11 protein-coding genes are annotated in these 21830 nt (G+C 70.2%); 2 read left to right on the plus strand and 9 right to left on the minus strand.

The window, feature by feature from the left end:
• Positions 1–20: 20 nt before the first annotated feature.
• Entirely contained in the window at positions 21–2321 is a 2301-nt protein-coding gene (locus H1D24_RS02055; RefSeq protein WP_181655888.1) for a HelD family protein, read from the plus strand.
• Positions 2322–2419: 98 nt separating this feature from the next.
• Here H1D24_RS02055 and glgB read toward each other — a convergent pair whose 3' ends face one another.
• The 5 genes from glgB to H1D24_RS02080 all read right to left on the minus strand — a co-directional run bounded on the left by glgB (position 2420) and on the right by H1D24_RS02080 (position 13048).
• Positions 2420–4966 (minus strand): 1,4-alpha-glucan branching enzyme, encoded by a 2547-nt coding sequence (gene glgB, locus H1D24_RS02060; RefSeq protein ID WP_181655889.1) that lies wholly within the window; start codon positions 4964–4966, stop codon positions 2420–2422.
• A 1087-nt stretch (positions 4967–6053) separates the two neighbouring features.
• Positions 6054–7511, minus strand: coding sequence for a maltokinase N-terminal cap-like domain-containing protein (locus H1D24_RS02065; protein ID WP_181655574.1), 1458 nt, complete (start codon positions 7509–7511; stop codon positions 6054–6056).
• A 213-nt stretch (positions 7512–7724) separates the two neighbouring features.
• A complete protein-coding gene (gene treS / locus H1D24_RS02070; RefSeq protein ID WP_181655575.1) occupies positions 7725–9428 on the minus strand; it encodes a maltose alpha-D-glucosyltransferase in 1704 nt (567 codons plus the stop codon).
• Entirely contained in the window at positions 9425–11419 is a 1995-nt protein-coding gene (locus H1D24_RS02075; RefSeq protein WP_181655576.1) for an alpha-1,4-glucan--maltose-1-phosphate maltosyltransferase, read from the minus strand. Before H1D24_RS02075 ends, treS begins: the two co-directional genes overlap by 4 nt.
• Before the next feature lie 423 nt (positions 11420–11842).
• On the minus strand, positions 11843–13048 hold the full coding sequence (locus H1D24_RS02080; protein ID WP_181655577.1) for a S8 family peptidase: 1206 nt from the start codon (positions 13046–13048) through the stop codon (positions 11843–11845).
• A 423-nt stretch (positions 13049–13471) separates the two neighbouring features.
• On the opposite strand from H1D24_RS02080, the gene glgP reads away from it, so the two are divergent.
• On the plus strand, positions 13472–16105 hold the full coding sequence (gene glgP, locus H1D24_RS02085) for an alpha-glucan family phosphorylase (protein ID WP_181655578.1): 2634 nt from the start codon (positions 13472–13474) through the stop codon (positions 16103–16105).
• A 78-nt stretch (positions 16106–16183) separates the two neighbouring features.
• Here glgP and H1D24_RS02090 read toward each other — a convergent pair whose 3' ends face one another.
• Genes H1D24_RS02090 through H1D24_RS02105 form a run of 4 tightly spaced genes read right to left on the minus strand, consistent with a single transcriptional unit; the run spans position 16184 to position 21714 of the window.
• The gene (locus tag H1D24_RS02090; protein WP_181655579.1) at positions 16184–18133 is read right to left on the minus strand and encodes a hypothetical protein; all 1950 of its coding nucleotides are present in this window, start codon (positions 18131–18133) and stop codon (positions 16184–16186) included.
• 49 nt (positions 18134–18182) lie between these two features.
• Positions 18183–19901, minus strand: a complete 1719-nt coding sequence (locus H1D24_RS02095; RefSeq protein WP_181655580.1) for a hypothetical protein — start codon at positions 19899–19901, stop codon at positions 18183–18185.
• Between the two features lie 2 nt (positions 19902–19903).
• Positions 19904–20806: a carbohydrate ABC transporter permease gene (locus H1D24_RS02100; protein WP_181655581.1), complete on the minus strand. Its 903-nt coding sequence runs from the start codon at positions 20804–20806 to the stop codon at positions 19904–19906.
• Positions 20803–21714 (minus strand): carbohydrate ABC transporter permease, encoded by a 912-nt coding sequence (locus tag H1D24_RS02105; RefSeq protein ID WP_181655582.1) that lies wholly within the window; start codon positions 21712–21714, stop codon positions 20803–20805. Before H1D24_RS02105 ends, H1D24_RS02100 begins: the two co-directional genes overlap by 4 nt.
• Positions 21715–21830 lie beyond the last annotated feature (116 nt).

A 21830-nucleotide genomic window follows, 5' to 3' on the forward strand; every position in this document is an offset into this window, starting at 1 on the left:
AAGTTCACTGAGGGCAGTATATCCGGGCGGGAGCGGAATTGTCAAACGCGCGATTTACAGACGAGGAATTGCAGCGCGAGCAGGAATTCATCGACGGCCTCTATGCGCGCGTGGACGCGCTGCGCGGCGGCACCGAGGCCGAACTGGCGGGCGCTCTGGCCCCGGTCGGCAACGGCCTGCAGGCGCGGCTCGAACGGGATGTGCTGGTCGCCGAACGCTCCGGTCTGCTCGCCGCGCTCAACGCGGTGGACGGTTCGCTCTGTTTCGGCCGCATCGATCTCACCGAGGGAACGAGCCACCACATCGGACGTGTCGGAATCCGCGAGGACAATGCCGAGCGCACCCCGGTTCTGATTGACTGGCGCGCCCCGGTCGCCCGGCCCTTTTATCTCGCCACCGGCCATACGCCGATGGGCCTGCGCCGCCGCCGGCACATCACCACGAAGGGCCGGACGGTCACCGAACTGCACGACGAGATCCTCGACCTCGACGACCAGGAGCGCACCGGCCACGAGGACCCGACCGGTGACGCGGTGCTCCTCGCCGCCCTGAACTCGGCGCGCACCGGCCGTATGGGCGACATCGTGCAGACCATCCAGGCCGAACAGGACCGCATCATCCGCGCCCCGCACCGCGGCGTCCTCGTCGTCGAGGGCGGCCCCGGCACCGGCAAGACGGCGGTGGCGCTGCACAGGGCCGCGTATCTCCTCTACGAGCACCGCGAACTGCTCGCCAAGCGCGCCGTGCTGATCGTGGGCCCCAACCCCGCGTTCCTCGGCTACATCGGCGAGGTCCTGCCGTCGCTCGGCGAGACGGGCGTGCTGCTCGCGACGATGGGCGAGCTGTATCCCGGCGTACGGGCCACCGGCACCGACACCCCGAAGGCGGCCGCGGTCAAGGGCCGCGCGGAGATGGTGGACGTCCTGGCCGCCGTCGTACGGGACCGGCAGGCACTGCCCGACCCGGTGCGCGCCATCGAGCACGACCGTGACGTCCTGCTGCTCGACGACGGCCTGGTACGGGTGGCCCACGACCGCACCCGCGAGACCGGACTGCCGCACAACGTGGCCCGCGAGCACTTCGAGGGCCACATCCTCAACACGCTCACCGACATGGTCGCCGAGCGCATCGGCACCGACCCGTACGACGGCTCGAACCTGCTCGACGCGAGCGACATCACCCAGATCCGCGACGAGCTCGCCGAGAACCCCGAGGTGTGGGCGGCCATCGACGAGCTGTGGCCGCGGCTGACCCCGCAGCAGCTCGTCGCCGACTTCCTGGCCGACCCCACGCATCTGTCGGACGAGGACGCGGCGGTGATCCGACGGCGTTCCACGCGCGCGTGGACCCCCGCAGACGTGCCCCTCCTCGACGAGGCCGCCGAACTCCTCGGCGAGGACGACCGGGTGGCGAAGGCCGCGGCGGATCGGGAGCGGCGCGAGCAGATCGCCTTCGCGCAGGGCGTCCTGGACGTCTCGTACGCCTCGCGGACGTACGAGTTCGAGGACAAGGAGGACAGTGACCCCGACGCCTCGGAGGTGCTGTCGGCGCACGACATCATCGACGCCGAACGGATGGCCGAGCGGCACGAGGAGGCCGACCACCGCAGCGCCGCCGAGCGGGCCGCCGCCGACCGCACCTGGGCGTTCGGCCACATCATCGTGGACGAGGCGCAGGAGCTGTCGCCCATGGCGTGGCGGCTGCTGATGCGCCGCTGCCCGACGCGCTCGATGACGCTGGTCGGCGACCCTGCCCAGACGGCGGAGGAGGCCGGCGTCGGCTCGTGGGAGAAGATCCTCGAGCCCTACGTCGAGGACCGCTGGGAGCACAACCGGCTCGGCGTGAACTACCGCACGCCTTCGGAGATCATGGACATGGCCGCCGCCGTGCTCCGGGCCGAGCACCCCGGCTTCGAACCGCCGAGCTCGGTGCGGTCGACGGGCAACCGCCCCTGGGCGCGCGCCGCCACGCGAGCCGATCTGGCAGGCACGGTCGCGAAGGCGGTCGCCGAGACGACCCCCGCGGAGGGCCGCCTCGCGGTCATCGCGCCCCGCGACCTGCACCGCGAACTCGCCGCACACCTGCCCGGCATCACGGCCGGAGCCGAACCGGACCTCACCCGGTCGGTGGTGCTGCTCGACCCGCGCCAGTCGAAGGGCCTGGAGTTCGACACGGTCCTGGTCGTCGAGCCGTCGCGCTACGGCACGAGCGATCTGTACGTGGCGCTGACCAGGGCAACCCAGGCCTTGGGGGTCATTCACAGCACCCCGCTGCCAGAGGGGCTTGAACTCAGCCCGTCTGGGGGCACCTCCCAGCGTTAGCTGGGGGAGTTTGAGGACGAGGCCGTCAGGCCGAAAAAGGGTGGGCCGGGGGGCGAAGCCCCCCAGGTACGGGACGGGTAGGGGCGGAGGGGGCGAACTCAGGCCGGCCGCAGCCACACCGTGGCAAGCGGCGGCAGGGCCAGCCGGATGCTCGCAGGGCGCCCATGGGCCCCCTGCGGCTCCGGCTTGACCGGATCCGGATTCCGCACATCACTGCCCCCATATCGCGCGGCATCCGTGTTGAGAACCTCATGCCACGCGGGAACGTCGTCGGGAACACCCACCCGGTACTCATGGCGCACCACGGGCGAGAAGTTGGAGACGACAAGAAGCGGGGAGCCCTGCGCGTCATGACGCAGGAACGCGAACACGTTGTCCTCCGCCGCGTTGCCCTCGATCCAGGCGAACCCGGCCGGGTCGGTGTCCCGCTCCCACAGGGCGGGCTCGCGCACGTACACGGTGTTGAGATCGCGCACCAGGTCCCGTACGCCGCGATGGTCGGGCTCCGCCGCATAGGCCGGGTCGAGCAGCCACCAGTCCGGGCCGCGGCTCTCCGACCACTCGGCGCCCTGCGCGAACTCCTGTCCCATGAAAAGGAGTTGCTTGCCGGGGTGGGCCCACATGAAGCCCAGATACGCGCGGTGGTTGGCGCGCTGCTGCCACCAGTCGCCCGGCATCTTCGACACCAGCGAGCCCTTGCCGTGGACCACCTCGTCGTGCGAGATCGGCAGCACGTAGTTCTCGCTGTAGGCGTACACCATCGAGAACGTCATCTCGTTGTGGTGGTACTTGCGGTGCACGGGCTCATGGGACATGTAGCCCAGCGAGTCGTGCATCCAGCCCATGTTCCACTTCAGGCCGAAGCCGAGACCGCCGAAGCCGCCGGGGCCGATGTGGTGCGTGGCGCGGGTGACGCCGTCCCAGGCCGTGGACTCCTCGGCGATGGTGACGACTCCCGGCACCCGCCGGTACACCGTCGCGTTCATCTCCTGCAGGAACGCCACCGCGTCCAGGTTCTCCCGGCCGCCGTACTCGTTCGGGGTCCACTGGCCGTACTCGCGCGAGTAGTCGAGGTAGAGCATCGAGGCGACGGCGTCGACCCGCAGCCCGTCGATGTGGAACTCCTCGCACCAGTACACCGCGTTCGCGACCAGGAAGTTGCGGACCTCGTTGCGGCCGTAGTCGAACTCCAGCGTGCCCCAGTCGGGGTGCGCGGCCCGCAACGGGTCAGCGTGCTCGTACAGCGGACGCCCGTCGAACTCGGCCAGCGCCCAGTCGTCGCGCGGGAAGTGCGCCGGCACCCAGTCCATGAGCACGCCGATGCCCGCCCGGTGCAGCGCGTCGACCAGGTACTTGAAGTCGTCGGGGGTGCCCATCCGGGCCGTCGGGGCGTAGAACCCGGTGACCTGGTAGCCCCAGGAGCCGCCGAAGGGGTGTTCGGCGACGGGCATCAGCTCGACGTGCGTGAAGCCCAGTTCGTTGACGTACGCCGGGAGTTGCTCGGCCAGCTGGCGGTAGGTGAGCCCCGGCCGCCAGGACGGCAGATGCACCTCGTACACGGAGAACGGCGACTCGTGCACCGGCCGGGCGCCGCGCTTTGCCATCCACTCGTCGTCCCGCCAGATGTGGTGCGACTCGTCGATCACCGAGGCGTTGGCGGGCGGCACCTCTGTGCGGCGGGCCACCGGGTCCGCGCGCATCGTCTTCGACCCGTCAGGCCGGGTGATCTCGTACTTGTACAGCTCCCCCTCGCCGAGCGACGGCACGAACAGCTCCCATACGCCGGACGAGCCCAGCGAGCGCATCGGGAAACCGGTGCCGTCCCAGTAGTTGAAGTTTCCGACCACCCGGGCACCGCGCGCGTTCGGCGCCCACACCGTGAAGCGGGTGCCGGTCACGCCCTGGTGCACCATGGGCTGCGCACCCAGCGCGTTCCACAGCTGCTCGTGCCGGCCCTCACCGATCAGATGCAGATCGAGCTCGCCGAGCGCGGGCAGGAAGCGGTACGGGTCGTGGGTCTCGGCCTCTGTGCCTTCGTACGCCACGAGCAGCCTGTAGTCCGGAACGTCCCGCAGCGGCAGAACACCGGAGAAGAAGCCGTCCCCGTCGTCGTGCAGCTCCGCCCGCAGCCCCTTGGCGACGACGGAGACCGACTGCGCGTACGGCCGCAGCGCACGGAACACGACGCCGGCGCGCACGGGGTGGGCGCCGAGCACCGAGTGGGGGGCGTGGTGCGTGCCGTTCAGCAGCCGCTCCCGGTCGTCGGCCGGCACGGGATCGGCAGGCCGCACGCCGGGGCGGCCCGGAGGAGAGTTCCTGTTCCCGGAACCGGCCCCCTTGCCGGACGCGCCGTTCTGGGCAGAGGTCCTGCCGGATTCGGCGTTTTCCCGGGCCGAGCCGTCCGGGGCAGCGTTGCCTTGTGCCGGGTCGCCGGAGGCGGGTGTCCCGGGGTTCGCCCTGCCCGATACGGCCCTCTCCTCGGCTGAGTTGCCCGAGGGGGGTGTCGCCCCGGCCGCCGCGCTGGAGGCGCCGGTCACCCGTCCTGCCTGGCCGGAGGAGCCGGCCCCTGAAGCCGCTTCGTGAGAAGCGGAAGCGGCAACTCCGCGGGCAGCCTCACCGGATGCGGAGTTCCGGTGGGCCGCCATGCCGGTGGCGGTCTCCGGGGCCGCCGTGCCCGAGGCGGGTGTCGTGTGGGCTGCGCCGCTGGCGGCGGCCGTGGCCCGGGGCGCTGCGCCGGTGGCTGTCTCCCGGGCTGCAGCCTCGCCGGATGCGGGGTTCCCTGGGGCTGCTGCCTTGCCCGAGGCGGGTGTCGTGCGGGCTGCGCCGCTGGCGGCGGCCGTGGCCCGGCCTGCCGCTCCAGGAACTGCTGTTTCCCGGGGCGCTTCGCCGGATGAGGGGTTCCCGGCGCCGGCCGCGCCTGTGGGGGTCTTCTCCTGGGCCGCCTTGCGCGAGGCGGATGTTGCCCGAATCGCCCCGGCGGAGGCGGTTGTCCCGCGGCCCGCTTCGCCCGAGGCGGCCGTCCCTGGGGCCACTGCCCCGGAGGCGGCCGTCCCCAGGGCCGCCGCGTCGGAAGCGGCCGCGGCGGGGGCTGTCGCCCCGGATGCGGCTGTCGCTCGGGCCGCCGAACCAGTGGCGGCTGACTCCCGGGCCGCCTCGCTGAGAGCGGTCTCGGGACGTTGCTGTTCCTTGAGTTCCTTGCCTGACGCGGCCTTCCCAGTCACTGTCTTCTCCGAAGCCGCCTTGCCCGTAACAGCCTTGCTCGTCACTGCCTTGCCTGTCACTGCCTTGCCCGTTGCCGTCTCGCTCTTACCGTCCTTCTTCGTTGCCGCCGCTCCCGGCACCGCCCTCTTCGAGGCCCCCTCGCCCGGACCCGCCTTACCCCGGCTTGCCGCTTCCGGCTCTGCCTGACGCGGCTGCGCCTTGGTCTCCCTCGCCGAAGAGCTCTTGCCGGACGTGCTCTTCTGCGACGTGCTCTTCTGCGACGGGCTCTTCGAGGAGCGGTCGGCCGGCTTCGCCGAAGTCTTCTTCGTCTCCTTCGCGGCGGCACCGGAACCGGCGCCCGCGGCCTCGGAGATCGGTTCCGCTGAGCGCGGCGCGGGCGGCACAGGCGGCGCGTCGGACTCGTCGGACGGCTTGCGGGACGGTGGGCGGGTCACGGGGGAGGCCTCCTCGGAAGGCATCGGGTCGGTCGCGGGCGATCGTGGACGATCGGGGCCGTCGGTGAGTGGGGGGTCAGAGGCCGGAGCCGGGGTCACGGGCTGGGTCGGGGGCGGCGAGCCGGCGGACCGCGGCCAGCGGAACCGGCAGCCAGTCGGGGCGGTGCCGCGCCTCGTAGAGGACCTCGTACACCGCCTTGTCCGTCTCGTAGGCGCGCAGTATCACGGGCTCGGTACGCGGGTCGCTGCCCGACGCCTCCGCGTACCCCCTGCAGTACGCGGCCCGGCAGGTGTCGGCCCAGTCGGGCGCCCACGGCTGGTGGGAACGAGCGGCGTAGTCGAAGGAGCGGAGCATGCCGGCGACGTCCCGCACCGTCGGCTGCGGCATCCGCCGCTCGCCGAGCGGACGTGCCGGCTCGCCCTCGAAGTCGATGATCGACCAGCCGCCGGAGGGCGCGCGCAGACACTGCCCCAGGTGCAGATCGCCGTGGACGCGCTGGGCGGTCCAGGTCCGGCCCTCGGCGCCCAGCTGCGCCAGCGCGTCGAAGGCGGAGCGCAGCCCGGGGGCGTACGGGCGCAGGGCGGGCACCGCCTGGGCCGCCGCTTCGAGGCGCTCGGTCATCCCCTTGGCGATCTGTTCCACCTGGGTGTGGCCGAGCGTCGCGGTGGGCAGCGCGCGGCTGAGCGCGAGGTGCACCTCGGCGGTCGCACGGCCGAGCGCCCGCGCCTCGCCGCTGAAGTCCGCGCCTTCGGCGAGCATGCGCAGAGCCAGCTCCCAGCCGTCCGCGGACCCCTTGAGGTAGGGCTGCAGCACGCCGAGTACGAGCGGTTCGGCCGCCGCGCCGGGCTGGTGCGACTCGAACCAGGCGACCGGCGCGGGTACCCGCCCGCAGCCCTGCCGGGCCAGGGCCCGCGGCAGCTCCAGGTCCGGGTTCACCCCCGGCACCACGCGACGGAAAAGTTTCAGGATGAACGTATCTCCGTATACCAGTGAGGTGTTGGACTGCTCCGCGCCCAGCGCACGCGGTACCAGGCCGAACGGGATGTCCACGCGTGTGTCGCGCCCGAACCGCAGCTCCCCGAGCCGCCCCGGCAGCCGCAGCCGCTCGAGCAGCAGCTCGGCGATGCCCGGATCGTGCAGGCCCTCGTACACGGTCTGCCCGGCCAGCGGACCGTGCGTCACGTGCCCGATCAGCGCGGGTGCGAGATGCGGCGGCAGCGCCTTCCGGACGCCGATCAGCAGCTGGTAGCAGTCGTCGGCATGCGGCGCGCTGCTGTGTCCCGGTGTGCCGGCGATGTGTATGGGCTGATGGTGCTGCTCCGCCTGGACGAGGAGGTGGATGACACCGGGGGATGCCAGTGGCGGCTCCAGCAGCTCGGTCGCGGAGACCAGGGCGAAGCCGGTGACCGGCCTCCCTTTGCCGGCGAACCAGCGCTGCCGCGGCAGCCACTCCCGCAACAGGGGATCGAGGGACGCGAGCAGGTCGGGAGGCGCGATGGAGGTCGTACCCCTGCGGGTGGCGGCTTCCGACATGGCGTCGCGTCCTTTCCCCGGGCACCCACAGAAATGCGCGTCAAGTGTCCCGGAATGCGTCACATGCTGTGCGGCTGTACGGGACGTGTCGGGTGAGGATGGTCCGTACGGACTCGACCGGAGCAACCGACCAGACCGGTGCGACACCGTACGGATTCGGTGATGGTCACAGTTCCCAGGGCGGGACGGTGGAAACCGCCCCGCCGCCCGGAACTACGCAGAGCCGTCCTTTCGCAGGCGGAACCAGTAAAACCCGTGACCGGCGAGCGTCAGCAGATAGGGCAGCTCACCGATGGCCGGGAACCGCACCCCGCCGATCAGCTCCACCGGATGCCGTCCGTCGAACGCCTGCAGATCGAGCTCCGTCGGCTGCGCGAAGCGCGAGAAGTTGTTCACGCAGAGGACGAGGTCGTCCTTGTACTCGCGCAGGAAGGCCAGCACGGCGGGGTTCGACGAGGGCAGCTCGGTGAACGAGCCGAGCCCGAACGCCATGTTCTGCTTGCGGATCTCGATCATCCGGCGCGTCCAGTGCAGCAGCGAGGACGGGGACGACATCGACGCCTCGACGTTGGTGACCTGGTACCCGTAGACCGGGTCCATGATCGTCGGCAGGAACAGCCGGCCGGGGTCGCAGGACGAGAAGCCCGCGTTGCGGTCGGGTGTCCACTGCATCGGTGTGCGCACCGCGTCCCGGTCGCCGAGCCAGATGTTGTCGCCCATGCCGATCTCGTCGCCGTAGTACAGGATCGGCGAGCCGGGCAGCGACAGCAGCAGGGCCGTGAACAGCTCGATCTGGTTGCGGTCGTTGTCGAGCAGCGGCGCCAGTCGGCGGCGGATGCCGATGTTGGCGCGCATACGCGGGTCCTTGGCGTACTCCGCGTACATGTAGTCGCGCTCTTCGTCCGTGACCATCTCGAGCGTGAGCTCGTCGTGGTTGCGCAGGAAGATGCCCCACTGGCACTTGGTGGGGATCGCCGGCGTCTTGGCCAGGATCTCCGATACGGGGTAGCGCGACTCCCTGCGGACCGCCATGAAGATGCGCGGCATCACCGGGAAGTGGAACGCCATGTGGCACTCGTCGCCGCCGGTCGCGTAGTCGCCGAAATAGTCGACGACGTCCTCGGGCCACTGGTTGGCCTCGGCCAGCAGGACCGTGTCCGGGTAGTGGGCGTCGATCTCCTTGCGGACCCGCTTGAGGAACTCGTGCGTCGCCGGCAGGTTCTCGCAGTTGGTGCCCTCTTCCGCGTACAGATACGGCACCGCGTCGAGCCGGAAGCCGTCGATGCCCAGGTCGAGCCAGAAGCGCAGCGCGGCGAGGATCTCCTCCTGGACGGCCGGGTTCTCGTAGTTCAGGTCCGGCTGGTGGGCGAAGAAGCGGTGGAAGAAGTACTGCTTGCGGACCGGGTCGAAGGTCCAGTTGGACACCTCGGTGTCGACGAAGATGATCCGCGCGTCCTGGTACTGCTTGTCGTCGTCGGCCCAGACGTAGTAGTCGCCGTAGGGGCCGTCGGGGTGGGCGCGGGACTCCTGGAACCACGGGTGCTGGTCGCTGGTGTGGTTCATGACGAAGTCGATGATCACCCGCATGCCGCGCTGGTGTGCGGCGTCCACGAACTCCACGAAGTCGGCGAGGTCGCCGAACTCGGGAAGGACGGCGGTGTAGTCGGAGACGTCGTAGCCGCCGTCACGCAGCGGCGACTTGAAGAAGGGCGGCAGCCACAGGCAGTCCACGCCGAGCCACTGCAGATAGTCGAGCTTGGCGGTGATGCCCTTCAGATCTCCGACGCCGTCGCCGTTGCTGTCCTGGAACGAGCGGACCAGCACCTCGTAGAAGACGGCTCGCTTGAACCAATCCGGGTCCCGCTCCTGGGCGGGTGTGTCCTCGAAGGTGTCCGCGACGGGTTCGTTGACGATCATGTTGTGGGTGACCCTCCGATCGGTGAGGACGGTCGCAGGACGGTGAAGACGTGCGCGGGCGCTCGACCCGGCTCCAGGCGCACGTAGTTCGCCCTGCCCCAGTGGTAGGTCGTTCCGGTGAGCTCGTCGCGTACCGGAACGGTGTCGTGCCAGTCCAGCCCTAGGAGCGGCATGTCCAACGAGACCGTCGCCTCCTGGGTGTGGTGCGGGTCCAGGTTGGCGACCACCAGAATCGTGTTCGAACCACTGCGCTTTGAGTACGCGATGACCGCGTCCTGGTCCGCGTGGTGAAAGTGCAGGTCACGCAGCTGCTGGAGCGCCGGATTGAGGCGACGGATCCGGTTGAGCGTGGTGATCAGGGGCGCGATGCTGTTCCCCGTGCGCTCCGCGGTCTTCCAGGCGCGCGGGCGAAGCTCGTACTTCTCGGAGTTCAGATACTCCTCGCTGCCCTCGCGCACCGGGATGTTCTCGCACAGCTCGTAGCCGCTGTAGACGCCCCAGGTCGGCGAGAGCGTCGCGGCCAGCACGGCTCGCACCTCGAAGGCGGGCCGGCCGCCCCTCTGGAGGTACGCGTGCAGGATGTCGGGTGTGTTCACGAAGAAGTTGGGCCGCATATAAGAGGCGGCGTCCCCTGACAGCTCGGTGAGGTACTCGGTGAGCTCCTCCTTGCTGTTGCGCCAAGTGAAGTACGTGTACGACTGCTGGAAGCCGATCGCCGCGAGCGTGTGCATCATCGCGGGCCGGGTGAACGCCTCGGCCAGGAAGATCACATCCGGGTCGGTCCGGTTGATCTCCGCGATGACCTCCTCCCAGAACACCACCGGCTTGGTGTGCGGATTGTCCACGCGGAAGATCCGCACCCCGTGGTCCATCCAGTGCCGCAGCACCCGCAGGGTCTCCGCGACCAGCCCCTTCATGTCCCTGTCGAAGGCGATCGGGTAGATGTCCTGGTACTTCTTCGGCGGGTTCTCGGCGTACGCGATGGTGCCGTCTGAACGGTGGTGGAACCACTCGGGGTGCTTCTGGACCCACGGGTGGTCGGGGGAGCACTGCAGCGCGAAGTCGAGAGCGATCTCGAGCCGCAGTTCCTTGGCCGTACGCACGAAGGCGTCGAAGTCCTCGATGGTGCCGAGGTCCGGGTGGATAGCGTCGTGCCCGCCGTCGGGGGAGCCGATCGCCCAGGGCACGCCGACGTCGTGCCGACCCGCCGAGAGGGTGTTGTTGGGTCCCTTGCGGAACGTTGTGCCGATCGGGTGGATGGGCGGCAGGTACACCACGTCGAAGCCCATCGCCGCGATCGCCGGCAGCCGCTCTGCCGCGGTCCTGAAGGTGCCGCTGACCGGCGGCTTCCCTTCCTCGACGACCGCGCCCTCAGAGCGCGGGAAGAACTCGTACCAGGAGCCGAACAGCGCCCTCTGCCGCTCCACCTGCAGGGGTAGGGGCTGCGAAGACGTCACCAGCTCGCGCAGGGGGTACTGGGCGAGCACCGCGTCCAGGTCGGGTGTCAGTGCCGCGGCCAGCCGGGATGCGGCCGGGCGTCCGGTGTCGCGCAGCGCGTCCACTGCGGCCAGCACGGCCTCACGGCCGCCATCGGCCTTGGGCACTCCCTTGGCCGCCCGCTCGTACAGCTGGGCGCCCTCCTCGAGCACCAGCTCCGTGTCCTGGCCCGCCGGGATCTTGATCCGTGCGTGGTGGCGCCAGGTGCTGATCGGATCGCTCCAGGCCTCCACCGCATACGTCCAGCGGCCCTCGCTGTCCGGCCTGACCGTCGCGCCCCAGCGGTCGGTGCCCGGGGCCAGCTCGCGCATCGGAGTCCACGGTGCGCTCCGGCCCTCCGGATCGCGCAGCACGACATTGGCGGCCACCGCGTCATGGCCCTCGCGGAAGACGGTCGCGGTGATCTGGAACTCCTCGCCCGTCACCGCCTTCGCGGGCCTGCGACCGCAGTCGACGAGGGGGCGGACATCCAGGACGGGGATGCGGCCGATCATGGGATCACCTGGGGGGTCTGTATGGAGGGTTTTGGGCGATATGCCCTTTGCCCTTTGTATCTGTGGTGTCGACGACTGGCGCGTTGCGGGCATGTCCGCTCCTGTCCGCGTTCACTCATTCGGAGGGGCGCCGATGGCGCCACCGCTGTTCTGGTGTCAGGAGGGGGGTGGGCCGATACGAGGGTGTGAAGCAGGTCTAACACGGGGGACGGACGGCGAGGTGTCCGAGAGGTTTCTGTGCGTACCGGATGAGCCTTTCCCTCGTCCTCGGGTGGGCAATCCGGTGGAGTGTTAACTACTGGCGCGTAGGTGCGCACACAACACCGGCCCCGCCGCGGAGACGGGGCCGGTGCCATGAACGCGCCTTTCTCGAGGGCTTTTCCTCCCCCAGTGCCTGGAGGGCCTGAGAGGTACCCCCAGCTGCTACGGGTTGTTGACCTGGAGAAGCTTGTTGGGCGAGCCGGGCAGTGCGCCGGTGACCCTGCCCGAAACGGCCCGGTCGACGAGAGCCTTGCTCACCTCGGCCGGAGATGCCCAGGCGTGGTCGGCCAGATAGAGCGCGGCAGCGCCCGCGGCATGCGGCGCCGCCATGGAGGTACCGGAGAAGGTCGCCCTGCCCGTGTCGTCAGCGTACGACGCCGATGTGATGTCCACACCGGGAGCGAACAGGTCCAGCCGCGCTCCCCAGTTCGAGAAGCTCGCCCGGGCGTCCTTCTTGTCGGTCGCGCCGACCGTGATGGCCTCCTGGACCCGCGCGGGCGAGTCGAGGAACGCCGGGAGCCCTTCGTTCCCTGCGGCGACCGTGTACGTCACGCCGGACGCGATGGAGTTGCGCACCGCCGCGTCCAGCTGGGGGCTGGCAGGACCGCCCAGGCTCATGTTGGCCACCGCCGGCTTCCTGGCGTTCTTGGTCACCCAGTCGATCCCGGCGATGACCTGCGCCAACGTGCCGCCGCCCGCGTCGTCGAGCACGCGCACGGCGACGACGTTCGCCTTCTTCGCCACGCCGTACGTCGTACCCGCGACGGTGCCCGCCACATGGGTGCCGTGGCCGTTGCCGTCCTGGGCGACGGCGTCGTCCTCGACGAAGTCCCAGCCGCTGGTCGCGCGGCCGCCGAAGTCCTTGTGCGTGGTGCGGATGCCGGTGTCGATGACGTACACCGTCACCCCCTGACCCGCGGACTCCGGCCAGGTGTACGACTTGTCGAGCGGCAGGTCGTCCTGGTCGATGCGGTCGAGGCCCCAGGACGGCGGGTTCTTCTGGTTGTGGTCCACGGTCACCCTCGCGTCCTGGACGACCGCGGTGACCTTCGGGTCGGCCGCCAGGCGCCGGGCCTCCGCGGCGTCCGCCCGCACCGCGTACCCGTTCAGTGCCGTGCTGTAGGTGTGGCTGATTTTCGCCCCGTACTTCGATGGGATGGCCTTGCCGGCGTCCGACGGAGCCTTCGTTCCCCCCTTGAGCGTCACGATGTAGCTGCCGCTGACGGAACCGGGTGCCCCGGCCCCCAGAACGCGCCCCTCCGCGGGGGCGGCCTGTGCCGGCAGGGTTACGGCCGAGAGCACCGCGGCCGTGGTGACCGCGGTGAGAGCCCCTGCCCAGCGCAGACGCTGTGTACGCGTCAGTGCCATGTCGTGAGTTCCCCTCCTCAACTCGACATGCGTCGGGCAGAGTTCAGCCGCTGGTGCTGATCTGTCGATCCCCCCCGCCGACGCCACTTGGCAGCCTCTCGTGTGGTGTGAAGCGCTACAAGACCACCCGAGGGGGCGGAATCGGCCATATCGTCCGTGGGGGGCTCGTGAAGGGTGCGGAGGTTGCGGCGATTTCCGGACACGTGTGCGGGCCGCGCGGCTGACGTGCGTGAGGGAGGGCGCCGGACACAGCCTGTGCACCGGCGGGCACATTGTGCGCCGTGGTTACGGAGCTGCCGCGCCGCTACTGTCGAAGTCACGTGACATCCCTTGAGGGCCCCGTACCGTAATCACTGAGGCACCCCGACGGTGATCAACCACCTCCGCAAGAGCGGCGCCCTTCCGGCGCCAAAGAGGAGCCACGTGAAGGCCATCCGTCGATTTACCGTACGTCCCGTACTCCCCGAACCCCTCCGTCCGCTCAGCGATCTCGCGCGGAATCTGCGCTGGTCGTGGCATGCGGAGACGCGTGATCTTTTCGAGTCCGTCGACCCGGGGAGGTGGGCCGACTCGCTGGGCGACCCGGTGCGGCTGCTGGGCAGCGTGCCGTCCGACCGCCTGAGCGAGCTCGCCCGGGACCAGCAGTTCCTGCAGCGGCTCGGCGCCGTCGCCGCCGATCTGCAGGACTATGTGACCGGCGACCGCTGGTACCAGCAGCAGTCCGCCGAACTGCCCGCAGCCATCGCCTATTTCTCACCCGAGTTCGGCGTCACCGCCGCGCTGCCGCAGTACTCGGGAGGGCTCGGCATCCTCGCGGGCGACCATCTGAAAGCGGCCAGCGACCTCGGCGTACCGCTGATCGGGGTCGGGCTCCTCTACCGGCATGGATACTTCCGGCAGACCCTGTCGCGTGACGGCTGGCAGCAGGAGCACTACCCCGTCCTCGACCCGAACGAGCTGCCGGTCAGACTGCTGCGAGAGGAGGACGGCACACCGAGTCAGGTCGAGATCGCCCTGCCCGGTGGGAAGTCGCTGCGCGCGCACATCTGGCTGGCCCAGGTCGGCCGCGTACCGCTGCTGATGCTCGACTCCGACGTCGAGGAGAACGACCTCGGCGAGCGCGACGTGACCGACCGGCTGTACGGCGGCGGCAGCGAGCACCGGCTGCTGCAGGAGATGCTCCTCGGCATAGGAGGTGTGCGGGCCGTCCGGACGTACTGCCGGCTGACCGGGCACCCGGAACCCGAGGTGTTCCACACCAACGAGGGGCACGCCGGATTCCTCGGCCTCGAACGCATCCACGAGCTCGCAGGGCAGGGGCTGAACGGCCCCGGCCTGGACTTCGACTCCGCCCTCGAGGCCGTGCGCGCCGGCACCGTCTTCACCACGCACACACCCGTGCCCGCGGGCATCGACCGGTTCGACCGCGAGCTCGTCGCCCGCCACTTCGGACCCCACGCCGAGCTGCCCGGCATCGACGTCGAGCGGATCCTGCGGCTCGGCATGGAGACCTACCCCGGCGGCGAGCCGAACCTCTTCAACATGGCGGTCATGGGGCTGCGCCTCGGCCAGCGCGCGAACGGCGTGTCGCTGCTGCACGGGCGCGTCAGCCGCGAGATGTTCGCCGGGCTCTGGCCGGGCTTCGACCCCGAAGAGGTCCCCATCACCTCCGTCACCAACGGCGTCCACGCCCCGACCTGGGTCGCACCCGAAGTCTTCCGGCTCGGCGCCCGGCAGACCGGCGGCCGGCGCGCCGAGGAGGCGCTGTCGGTGGGCGGCGCGGAGCGCTGGGACACCATCGCCGACATCCCCGACCAGGACATCTGGGACCTGCGGCGCGTCCTGCGCGACCAGCTGGTCACCGAGGTGCGCAAGCGGCTGTACACCTCCTGGCGGCAGCGCGGCGCCGGCGCGGCCGAGCTGGGCTGGATCGACAGCGTCCTCGACCCGGACGTGCTCACCATCGGCTTCGCGCGCCGCGTTCCCTCGTACAAGCGCCTGACGCTCATGCTGCGCGACCGCGACCGGCTCAGGGAGCTCCTGCTGCACCCGGAGCGCCCGATCCAGATCGTGATCGCGGGCAAGGCGCACCCGGCGGACGACGGCGGCAAGCGGCTCATCCAGGAGCTCGTGCGCTTCACCGACGATCCGCGCGTGCGCCATCGCATCGTCTTCCTGCCCGACTACGGGATGGCGATGGCGACGAAGCTCTATCCCGGCTGCGACGTCTGGCTCAACAACCCGCTGCGCCCGCTGGAGGCCTGCGGCACCTCCGGTATGAAGGCCGCCCTGAACGGCGGTCTGAACCTGTCCGTCCTCGACGGCTGGTGGGACGAGTGGTTCAAGCCCGACTTCGGCTGGGCCATCCCCACCGCGGACGGCTCGGGACTGGACCCCGACCGGCGCGACGACCTCGAGGCGGGCGCGCTCTACGACCTGCTGGAGCAGCGGGTCACGCCCCGGTTCTACGAGCGCGGCCCGGAGGATCTGCCGGACCGCTGGATCGACATGGTCCGCCAGACGCTCACCCACCTCGGGCCGAAGGTCCTGGCCGGGCGCATGGTCCGGGAGTACGTGGAGCGGCTGTACGCACCGGCCGCGCGCGCCCACCGTTCGATGGACCCGGAGTCCGCACGGGAGCTCGCGGTCTGGAAGTCCCGGGTGCGCGGTGCCTGGGGGCACGTGGCCGTGGACCATGTCGAGGTCTCGGCCGCCTCCTCGACCGCGGAGCTCGGCTCGACGCTGGGCGTGCGGGTCCGGGTCCGCCTCGGCGACCTGCAGCCGGACGACGTCGAGGTGCAGGTCGTGGCGGGCCGCGTCGACTCCGAGGACCGCATCGCGGACGGATCCGTCGTTCCGCTGAAGCCGGCGGGCGGCCCGGACCTGGAGGGCCGCTGGGTGTACGAGGGCCCGCTCTCGCTGGACCGTACCGGGCCCTACGGGTACACCGTGCGGATCCTTCCCTCCCATCGCCTGCTGGGCTCGCCCGCCGAGCTCGGGCTGGTGGCGGTGCCTTCGGAGGCGACAGGGGAGGAGGCGGGGGTTCTGATGCGGTGACGGCTTCGGAGCGCCGTTGATGTGGACTGCACCGGTCGGGTGGTCGGCCCGACCGGTGCAGTTCCGCTGTTCAGGCCCTCAGCCTGGCTGTCGCAGCTCCAGCACCGGCTCGCCCGTGGCATCCCCCTCGGGCGGGCCGATCACCGCAGTGAACGCCTCGGTGGTGACGAGCAGGCCCCCGTCGGTGCGCTCGAAGACCGGTGTGAACGGCTCATCGGCGTGGGCGGGCCCGTAGCGGACGGCGAAGACGGTCAGCCCGTCCGGGGCGCCCGGCGCGGGCTCCGCCTCGAGGGCGGTGGTCGCGACGATGTTGCGCCAGCCGTCGTCCGGGTTGCCGTAACCGCGCGGGTCGGCGGCCAGACGGAAGGCCGCCTGTTCCTGGGTGAGGCCGATGGTGTCGGGGGAGTTGAAGTAGGCGGAGCCGTCCGTGCCAGGCCAGTCGGGCGTGGTGACGGCGATCCGGGCGGCGCCCGTGACCGCCAGGCCGCCCGCGTGGAGGGTGCCGTCGATGGCGAGGCGCCGCGCGCGCTCGGACAGGTCGAGGCCCGCCACCTCCAGCAGTTTCGCCAGCCGTCCGTCGGTCTCCGTCGCGTACGGAAGACCGGCCAGCAGAAACGGCTCGCCCTCCGACCGGTCCAGGTCCAGGGCGACCGTCAGCCACAGGGACGTCCCGTCGGTCACGTACAACGACTGCGTGTGGACGAGGACCTGCTCTGCGCTGACCACCGGTTTGGTGACCAGCTTCGCCATGAGGCCGGGGGCCGATGTGTCGCGTGTGCGTACCTGGCCCATCGGGCGGGTCAGCAGGAAGGTGCGTCCGCCGGGGAGCCGTACCGCCGGTCCGATGCCGTGCTGGCGGTCGGCGGCCGCGGGCAGCAGCAGCGTCCCGGCGGTCTCGATCAGTGACGGCGTCAGCTTGGTGTCGAAGGAGACGGAGACGCGGGCGCTGCGCAGCTGATGGCGGACGGGAGCGGTACGCGGCGCCCGGTACCAGCGCGTCGTGTCCTGGATCTGCCAGACCAGCATGAAGGCGAAGTGGCCGTCCACGGCGCCCTCCGGACCCGCGGCGTGGTAGCCCCACCGGGTGTCACCGCGGTAGCGGCCGAGGTCGGCGCGGATACGGCGGCTGAAGAGCCGTAGACCGAGGACCGCTTCGAAACCGGAGTGCTGCTCGCTGTAGCGCGGCCCGCCGACGTCGTAGCCGCAGGACGACAGCCGTGCGTCGATGTAGCGGGCGATGTCGTCGCCGTCCTCGACGAACACGGGTTCGCCGCTGACCAGATGGGCCTGGGCCAGGAAGGACAGCGAGATCGGGCCGTAGTTGTTGTCATATGCGCCGCCGTGCTCGGCGGGCAGCAGCGCGCCCCGGTCGGGCAGTCTGCGGGAGCGGATCTCCTCCGTGTACAGGCGCATGGCCGTCTCCCGCACTGCCTCCGCCTCCTTGCGGGGGAGGTGCCGGGCGAGCATGAGACCGCCGACAACGCAGCCGATGGCCTGGTTGGTGGCGTCCTGCGGGTTGAAGAACGTGACCTCGGTGAGCCAGCGCCAGTAGCCGCAGGCCAGTTCGGTGAGCGCCGTCAACTGCAAGTCGGACAGCAGACCTTGGCCGACGTCCAGCAGGTTCACCGTCTGGAGCAGCGCCCACACGGTGCTCGGCCAGTCGCCGATCGGATGCTTGCCGTCGCCGAGGACATAACGGGCGTACGGCTCGCCGGAGTTGCGTACGCGCAGGTTCGGGTAGCCGGGGTTGTCCGTGCGGAACACCCGTTCCCGCAGGTGGAAGTCCACGCTGCGGGAGATGGCTTCGGGGAGCCGCTCGTCTCCCGTACGCCGCCACGCCAGCGCCAGCAGCGAGGAGATGCCGAGCGAGGTGTCGCCGATGTCGTCCGTGCAGCCGGGGCGTTCCAGGTTGCCGTCGGGGCCCATCCGGTCCAGCGCCTCGGCGGCGACGCGTGCCAGCACGGCGTCGTACGCCTCGGGGCTGTCGGGCTGGTCGTGCAGGGAGGTGCGCTGGTGCGGAAGCAGCACGGGGATCAGCCCTTCATGCCTGAGATGGCCATGGCGTGGGTCGTCGGGGTCACACGACAGGTGCGGGCCGGCGGGCGCGCAGTGCGACGGTCAGTGTGTGCGGGCCTTGTCCACCAAGGTAGACGCGGTTCCCGGTCGTGGCATCGGTGCCGCCCACCACGGTGTAGTCCTGACCCGGGTCGTAGCGCAGTACGTCGCTCCGGTCCGGCCCGGCAAGCGGTTCGCCTGCCTCGACGCCGGCCTCGACCCGGATCTCGTCGTCGCCGACCCGGTAGGTCATCGGCCCGGTCGTCAGGCACCAGCGTCCATCGCCGATCGGTACGGCGCCCTCTGGCACGCCACCCGGCCGGAAGGTCAGTTCGAGGGCCCAGGGCACCCGTGGTCCGCTGAGGTCGATCCGCAGGTCGGCACCGTCGTCCCTCAGGTCGACCTCGACGCGGGTCGTGTGTGAGACCTCGTCCCGAGGCCGGTCCGGGAAGGCCATCGCGGCCGAGAAGCGTCCCTCGTCCGCCATCCGGTAGGCGCCGTCGTCCCGTCGCCGGTCCGGCGGCAGCGGCTGGTAGTAGGCGGCCGTGAGGGTTTCGGTGAGCCGGTACCGGTTGTCGGCGGGCTGTTGCATGTCGGCGGCGCGGAACGGGCCCAGGTCGAAGAACCCCCGCGAGAGACGGACCGCGTCGAGGACGGCGTCTCCGGCGAACAGGCGCAGGAAGGTGGGATTGCAGGCGAGGCCCGAGCGGATGCGCCGGTGCTCGGGCACGTCGGAGCCGCCGTACACCACCGTGTGCGCGGTGGCCGAGGCGCGTGCGGCGAGGCGCGCGGTGGTGATGTACCGGTCGCGCGGAAGTGTCTCCGCGGCCGGTGTCGGCAGGACGCGGCACAGGTCCGGGGTGAGGAGGGTCTCGGCGAGCAGGTCGGGGTCGTCGATGCCGCCGGTGGCCGCCAGTTGCGCCGCCCGGCTGAAGTCGCCCCGGCCGGTGCGGATCGCGAGCAGCCGGTAGTGCGGCAGATAGGGCGCCAGCGGGAACGGGTGGTTCTGGTCCTGCCGTCGCGAGTGGACGGTCTCCACCGTGCCGTCCGGCCTGATGAGGTCCAGGGTCGTGGCGAGATTGCGTTCGACGGCGTCCAGCAGGTCGGCGCGGCCGAGCACGCCGGCCAGCAGCAGCAGCGACGGGTTGGACACGTGGGCCGCGTAGTTGGCGCTCCGTTCCGAGTACAGGCCCTCCGCGTCGATGTCGACGCCCTCGGCGAGCCACTCCTCGACGCGGTCGAGCAGCCGGTCGTCCGGGAACGACCGGTGCAGCCGGGCCAGCGCCGCGCACAGCTCCCAGCGGTGGTTGGGGGTATGCACCCCACCGGTCAGGAGACTGCCGGAGGCGGCGCCGGCGATCTCGGCGAGCGCGGCCGTGACCTCGCGCAGTTCGGGCCCCGCGCCGGCGGCGAGGACGTGCGCGTCGCACACGTCGTTGACGGTGAACGCGGAGTCCGGCGGTGACTGCACGTTGTCGCCGCCGGCGAAGAGGCCGGTGGGTGTCTGCGCGGACCGCAGGGCGTGGAGGTGGGTCATCGCGGCGGTGACGGCCTGCCTGCTGCCGTGCAGTGCCGAGTCCGGGGAACGGTATGCCGCGACCAGGGTCTTCACCCGGCGCGCGAGACCACGGTGCGGCACACCGGCGGGTTCCTCGTCTGGGTCGGCCGCCAGCGGGGCGGCCAGCCGGTCGGCGGCGCGGGCCGCCGCGCGGACGAACTCGTGGTCCAGCGGGGTGGGCAAGGTCAGTCCTTCAGTCCAGCGTTGATGTCGGCGTTCATGACGTAACGCTGGAACACCAGGAAGACGACGATCAGCGGAATCATGGAGATGACCGATCCCCCGAGCAGCACCGACCAGTTGATGTTCTGCGCCCCGACGAGGCTCTGGATGCCGATCTGCACGGTGAACTTTTCGGGGTCGTTGAGCATCAGCAGCGGCCAGATGTAGTCGTTCCACCGCCACTGGAACGACAGGATGGCGAGCGTCAGCATGATGGGCCGGGAGAGCGGCACCATGATCCTCAGGAAGATCGACAGCTCACGCGCGCCGTCGATGCGGGCGGCCTCGATGAGCTCGTCGGGAACCGTCAGGAAGAACTGGCGGAACATGAAGCACCCGGTCGCGGTGAGCACGGCCGGGAGGATGATGCCGGCGAGCGAGTTGTAGAGGCCGAGGTCGCGGACCACCAGGAACTGCGGGGCGAGCATGACCTCGGACGGCAGCATCGTGGTGGCCAGAATGCCGACGAAGAAGACCTTGAGCCACTTGTTGTCGTACTTGGCCAGCGCGTACCCCGTGCAGCAGCTGACTCCCACCGTGAGGATCGTCGCGATCACACACACGATGGTTGTGTTGATGAAGTACTGGGAGAAGTTGGCACTACGCCACGCTTCCGCATAACCCGACAGCGTGGGGTCGTGCGGAAACAGCGTCAGCGGAAGGGAGAACAGGTCTCCCGCCGGTTTGAAGGAGCTGAGGACGAACCACAGCACCGGCACCGCGTAGAGGGCCGCCAGGACCCACAGGAGTGTCGTCGCGGGCACCGCGCGCCGAAGCCCACCGCTGGCCGCGCTGCGGGGCCGCTTCTTGGGAACAGCCCGTCCGGGCTCGGCGTCGACCGGGCGCGGCATGTCTGTGGTTGTCATCGGTTCTCCACCCGCCGGTTGACGATCAGCTGGATGATCGCGACGGCCATCAGGATGAGCATGAGCACGAACGACGCGGCGCTCGCGTAGCCGATCTGGCCCGATTTGAAGCCGGTCTGGTAGATGTACTGGACAAGCAGGTTGTTCGACGTTCCGGGTCCGCCGTTGTTGAGGGAGGCGAACAGCGGATATTCCTTCATCGCGTGGATCGTGTTGAGCAGGATGACGATGAAGGAAGTGGGCGCGATGCTCGGCAGTGTGATGCTGATGAACTGGCGCCACGGACCGGCGCCGTCGAGCGCGGCCGCCTCGTAGTACGACGTCGGTACGTTCTTGATCGCAGCGATGAACAGCAGCATCGAGAAGCCCGTCCAGGCCCAGGATGCCGCCACCACCACCACCATCAGCGACAGGTCCGCGTTCGACTGCCACGGAACGGCACTTCCGCCGAGCTTCTCGATGAGGTAGTTGACCAGTCCGAAATTCTCACCGAACAGCCACCGCCACAGGACACCCACGACGATGGGCGACAGCAGCCACGGGATGAAGAAGAAGACGCGGGCGACCGACACGCCCTTGGCGTGCTTGCTCACCAGCACGTTGGCGATGAGCAGCGAGAACACGAAGTTCAGCGGAACGAAGAGCACGGTGTACAGCAGCGTCCGGGTCAGCGCGTCGTAGAAGGCGGAGTCCCCGACCAGGTTCTGGTAGTTGTCCAGTCCGACGAACTGGAACGCCCCTACGCCCGTGTAGTTCGTGAAGGAGTAGACGAGCCCGATCACCGCCGGCCAGACGAAGAACAGCGCGAAGAGCACGACATTGGCCGCGATGAGGACGAGCGGCGCAAGAGTGTACTTACTGCGTCTCCTGGGCGGGCTCGCGGACACGTCCGAGGCGCGTTTTGTCATCTTCCTGACTCCGTGCTGGTGGATTGGATTGCGGTGGGCTCACGCCATGAGCCCGGCATCACGTGGGCGCCCAGGGCCGGGCGGCGGTGTCTCGACCCCGCCGCTCGGCCTCTGGC

The sequence above is a fragment of the Streptomyces himalayensis subsp. himalayensis genome (genome assembly GCF_013778455.1).
GTDB classification, from domain to species: Bacteria; Actinomycetota; Actinomycetes; order Streptomycetales; family Streptomycetaceae; genus Streptomyces; species Streptomyces himalayensis.

Excerpts from the sequence above, each read along its gene's own strand:
- glgB (WP_181655889.1), bottom strand. The coding sequence starts at position 4,966 with ATGGCGGCCCACCGGAACTCCGCATCCGGTGAGGCTGCCCGCGGAGTT.
- H1D24_RS02065 (WP_181655574.1), bottom strand. The coding sequence starts at position 7,511 with ATGTCGGAAGCCGCCACCCGCAGGGGTACGACCTCCATCGCGCCTCCC.
- treS (WP_181655575.1), bottom strand. The coding sequence starts at position 9,428 with ATGATCGTCAACGAACCCGTCGCGGACACCTTCGAGGACACACCCGCC.
- H1D24_RS02075 (WP_181655576.1), bottom strand. The coding sequence starts at position 11,419 with ATGATCGGCCGCATCCCCGTCCTGGATGTCCGCCCCCTCGTCGACTGC.
- H1D24_RS02080 (WP_181655577.1), bottom strand. The coding sequence starts at position 13,048 with ATGGCACTGACGCGTACACAGCGTCTGCGCTGGGCAGGGGCTCTCACC.
- H1D24_RS02100 (WP_181655581.1), bottom strand. The coding sequence starts at position 20,806 with ATGACAACCACAGACATGCCGCGCCCGGTCGACGCCGAGCCCGGACGG.
- H1D24_RS02105 (WP_181655582.1), bottom strand. The coding sequence starts at position 21,714 with ATGACAAAACGCGCCTCGGACGTGTCCGCGAGCCCGCCCAGGAGACGC.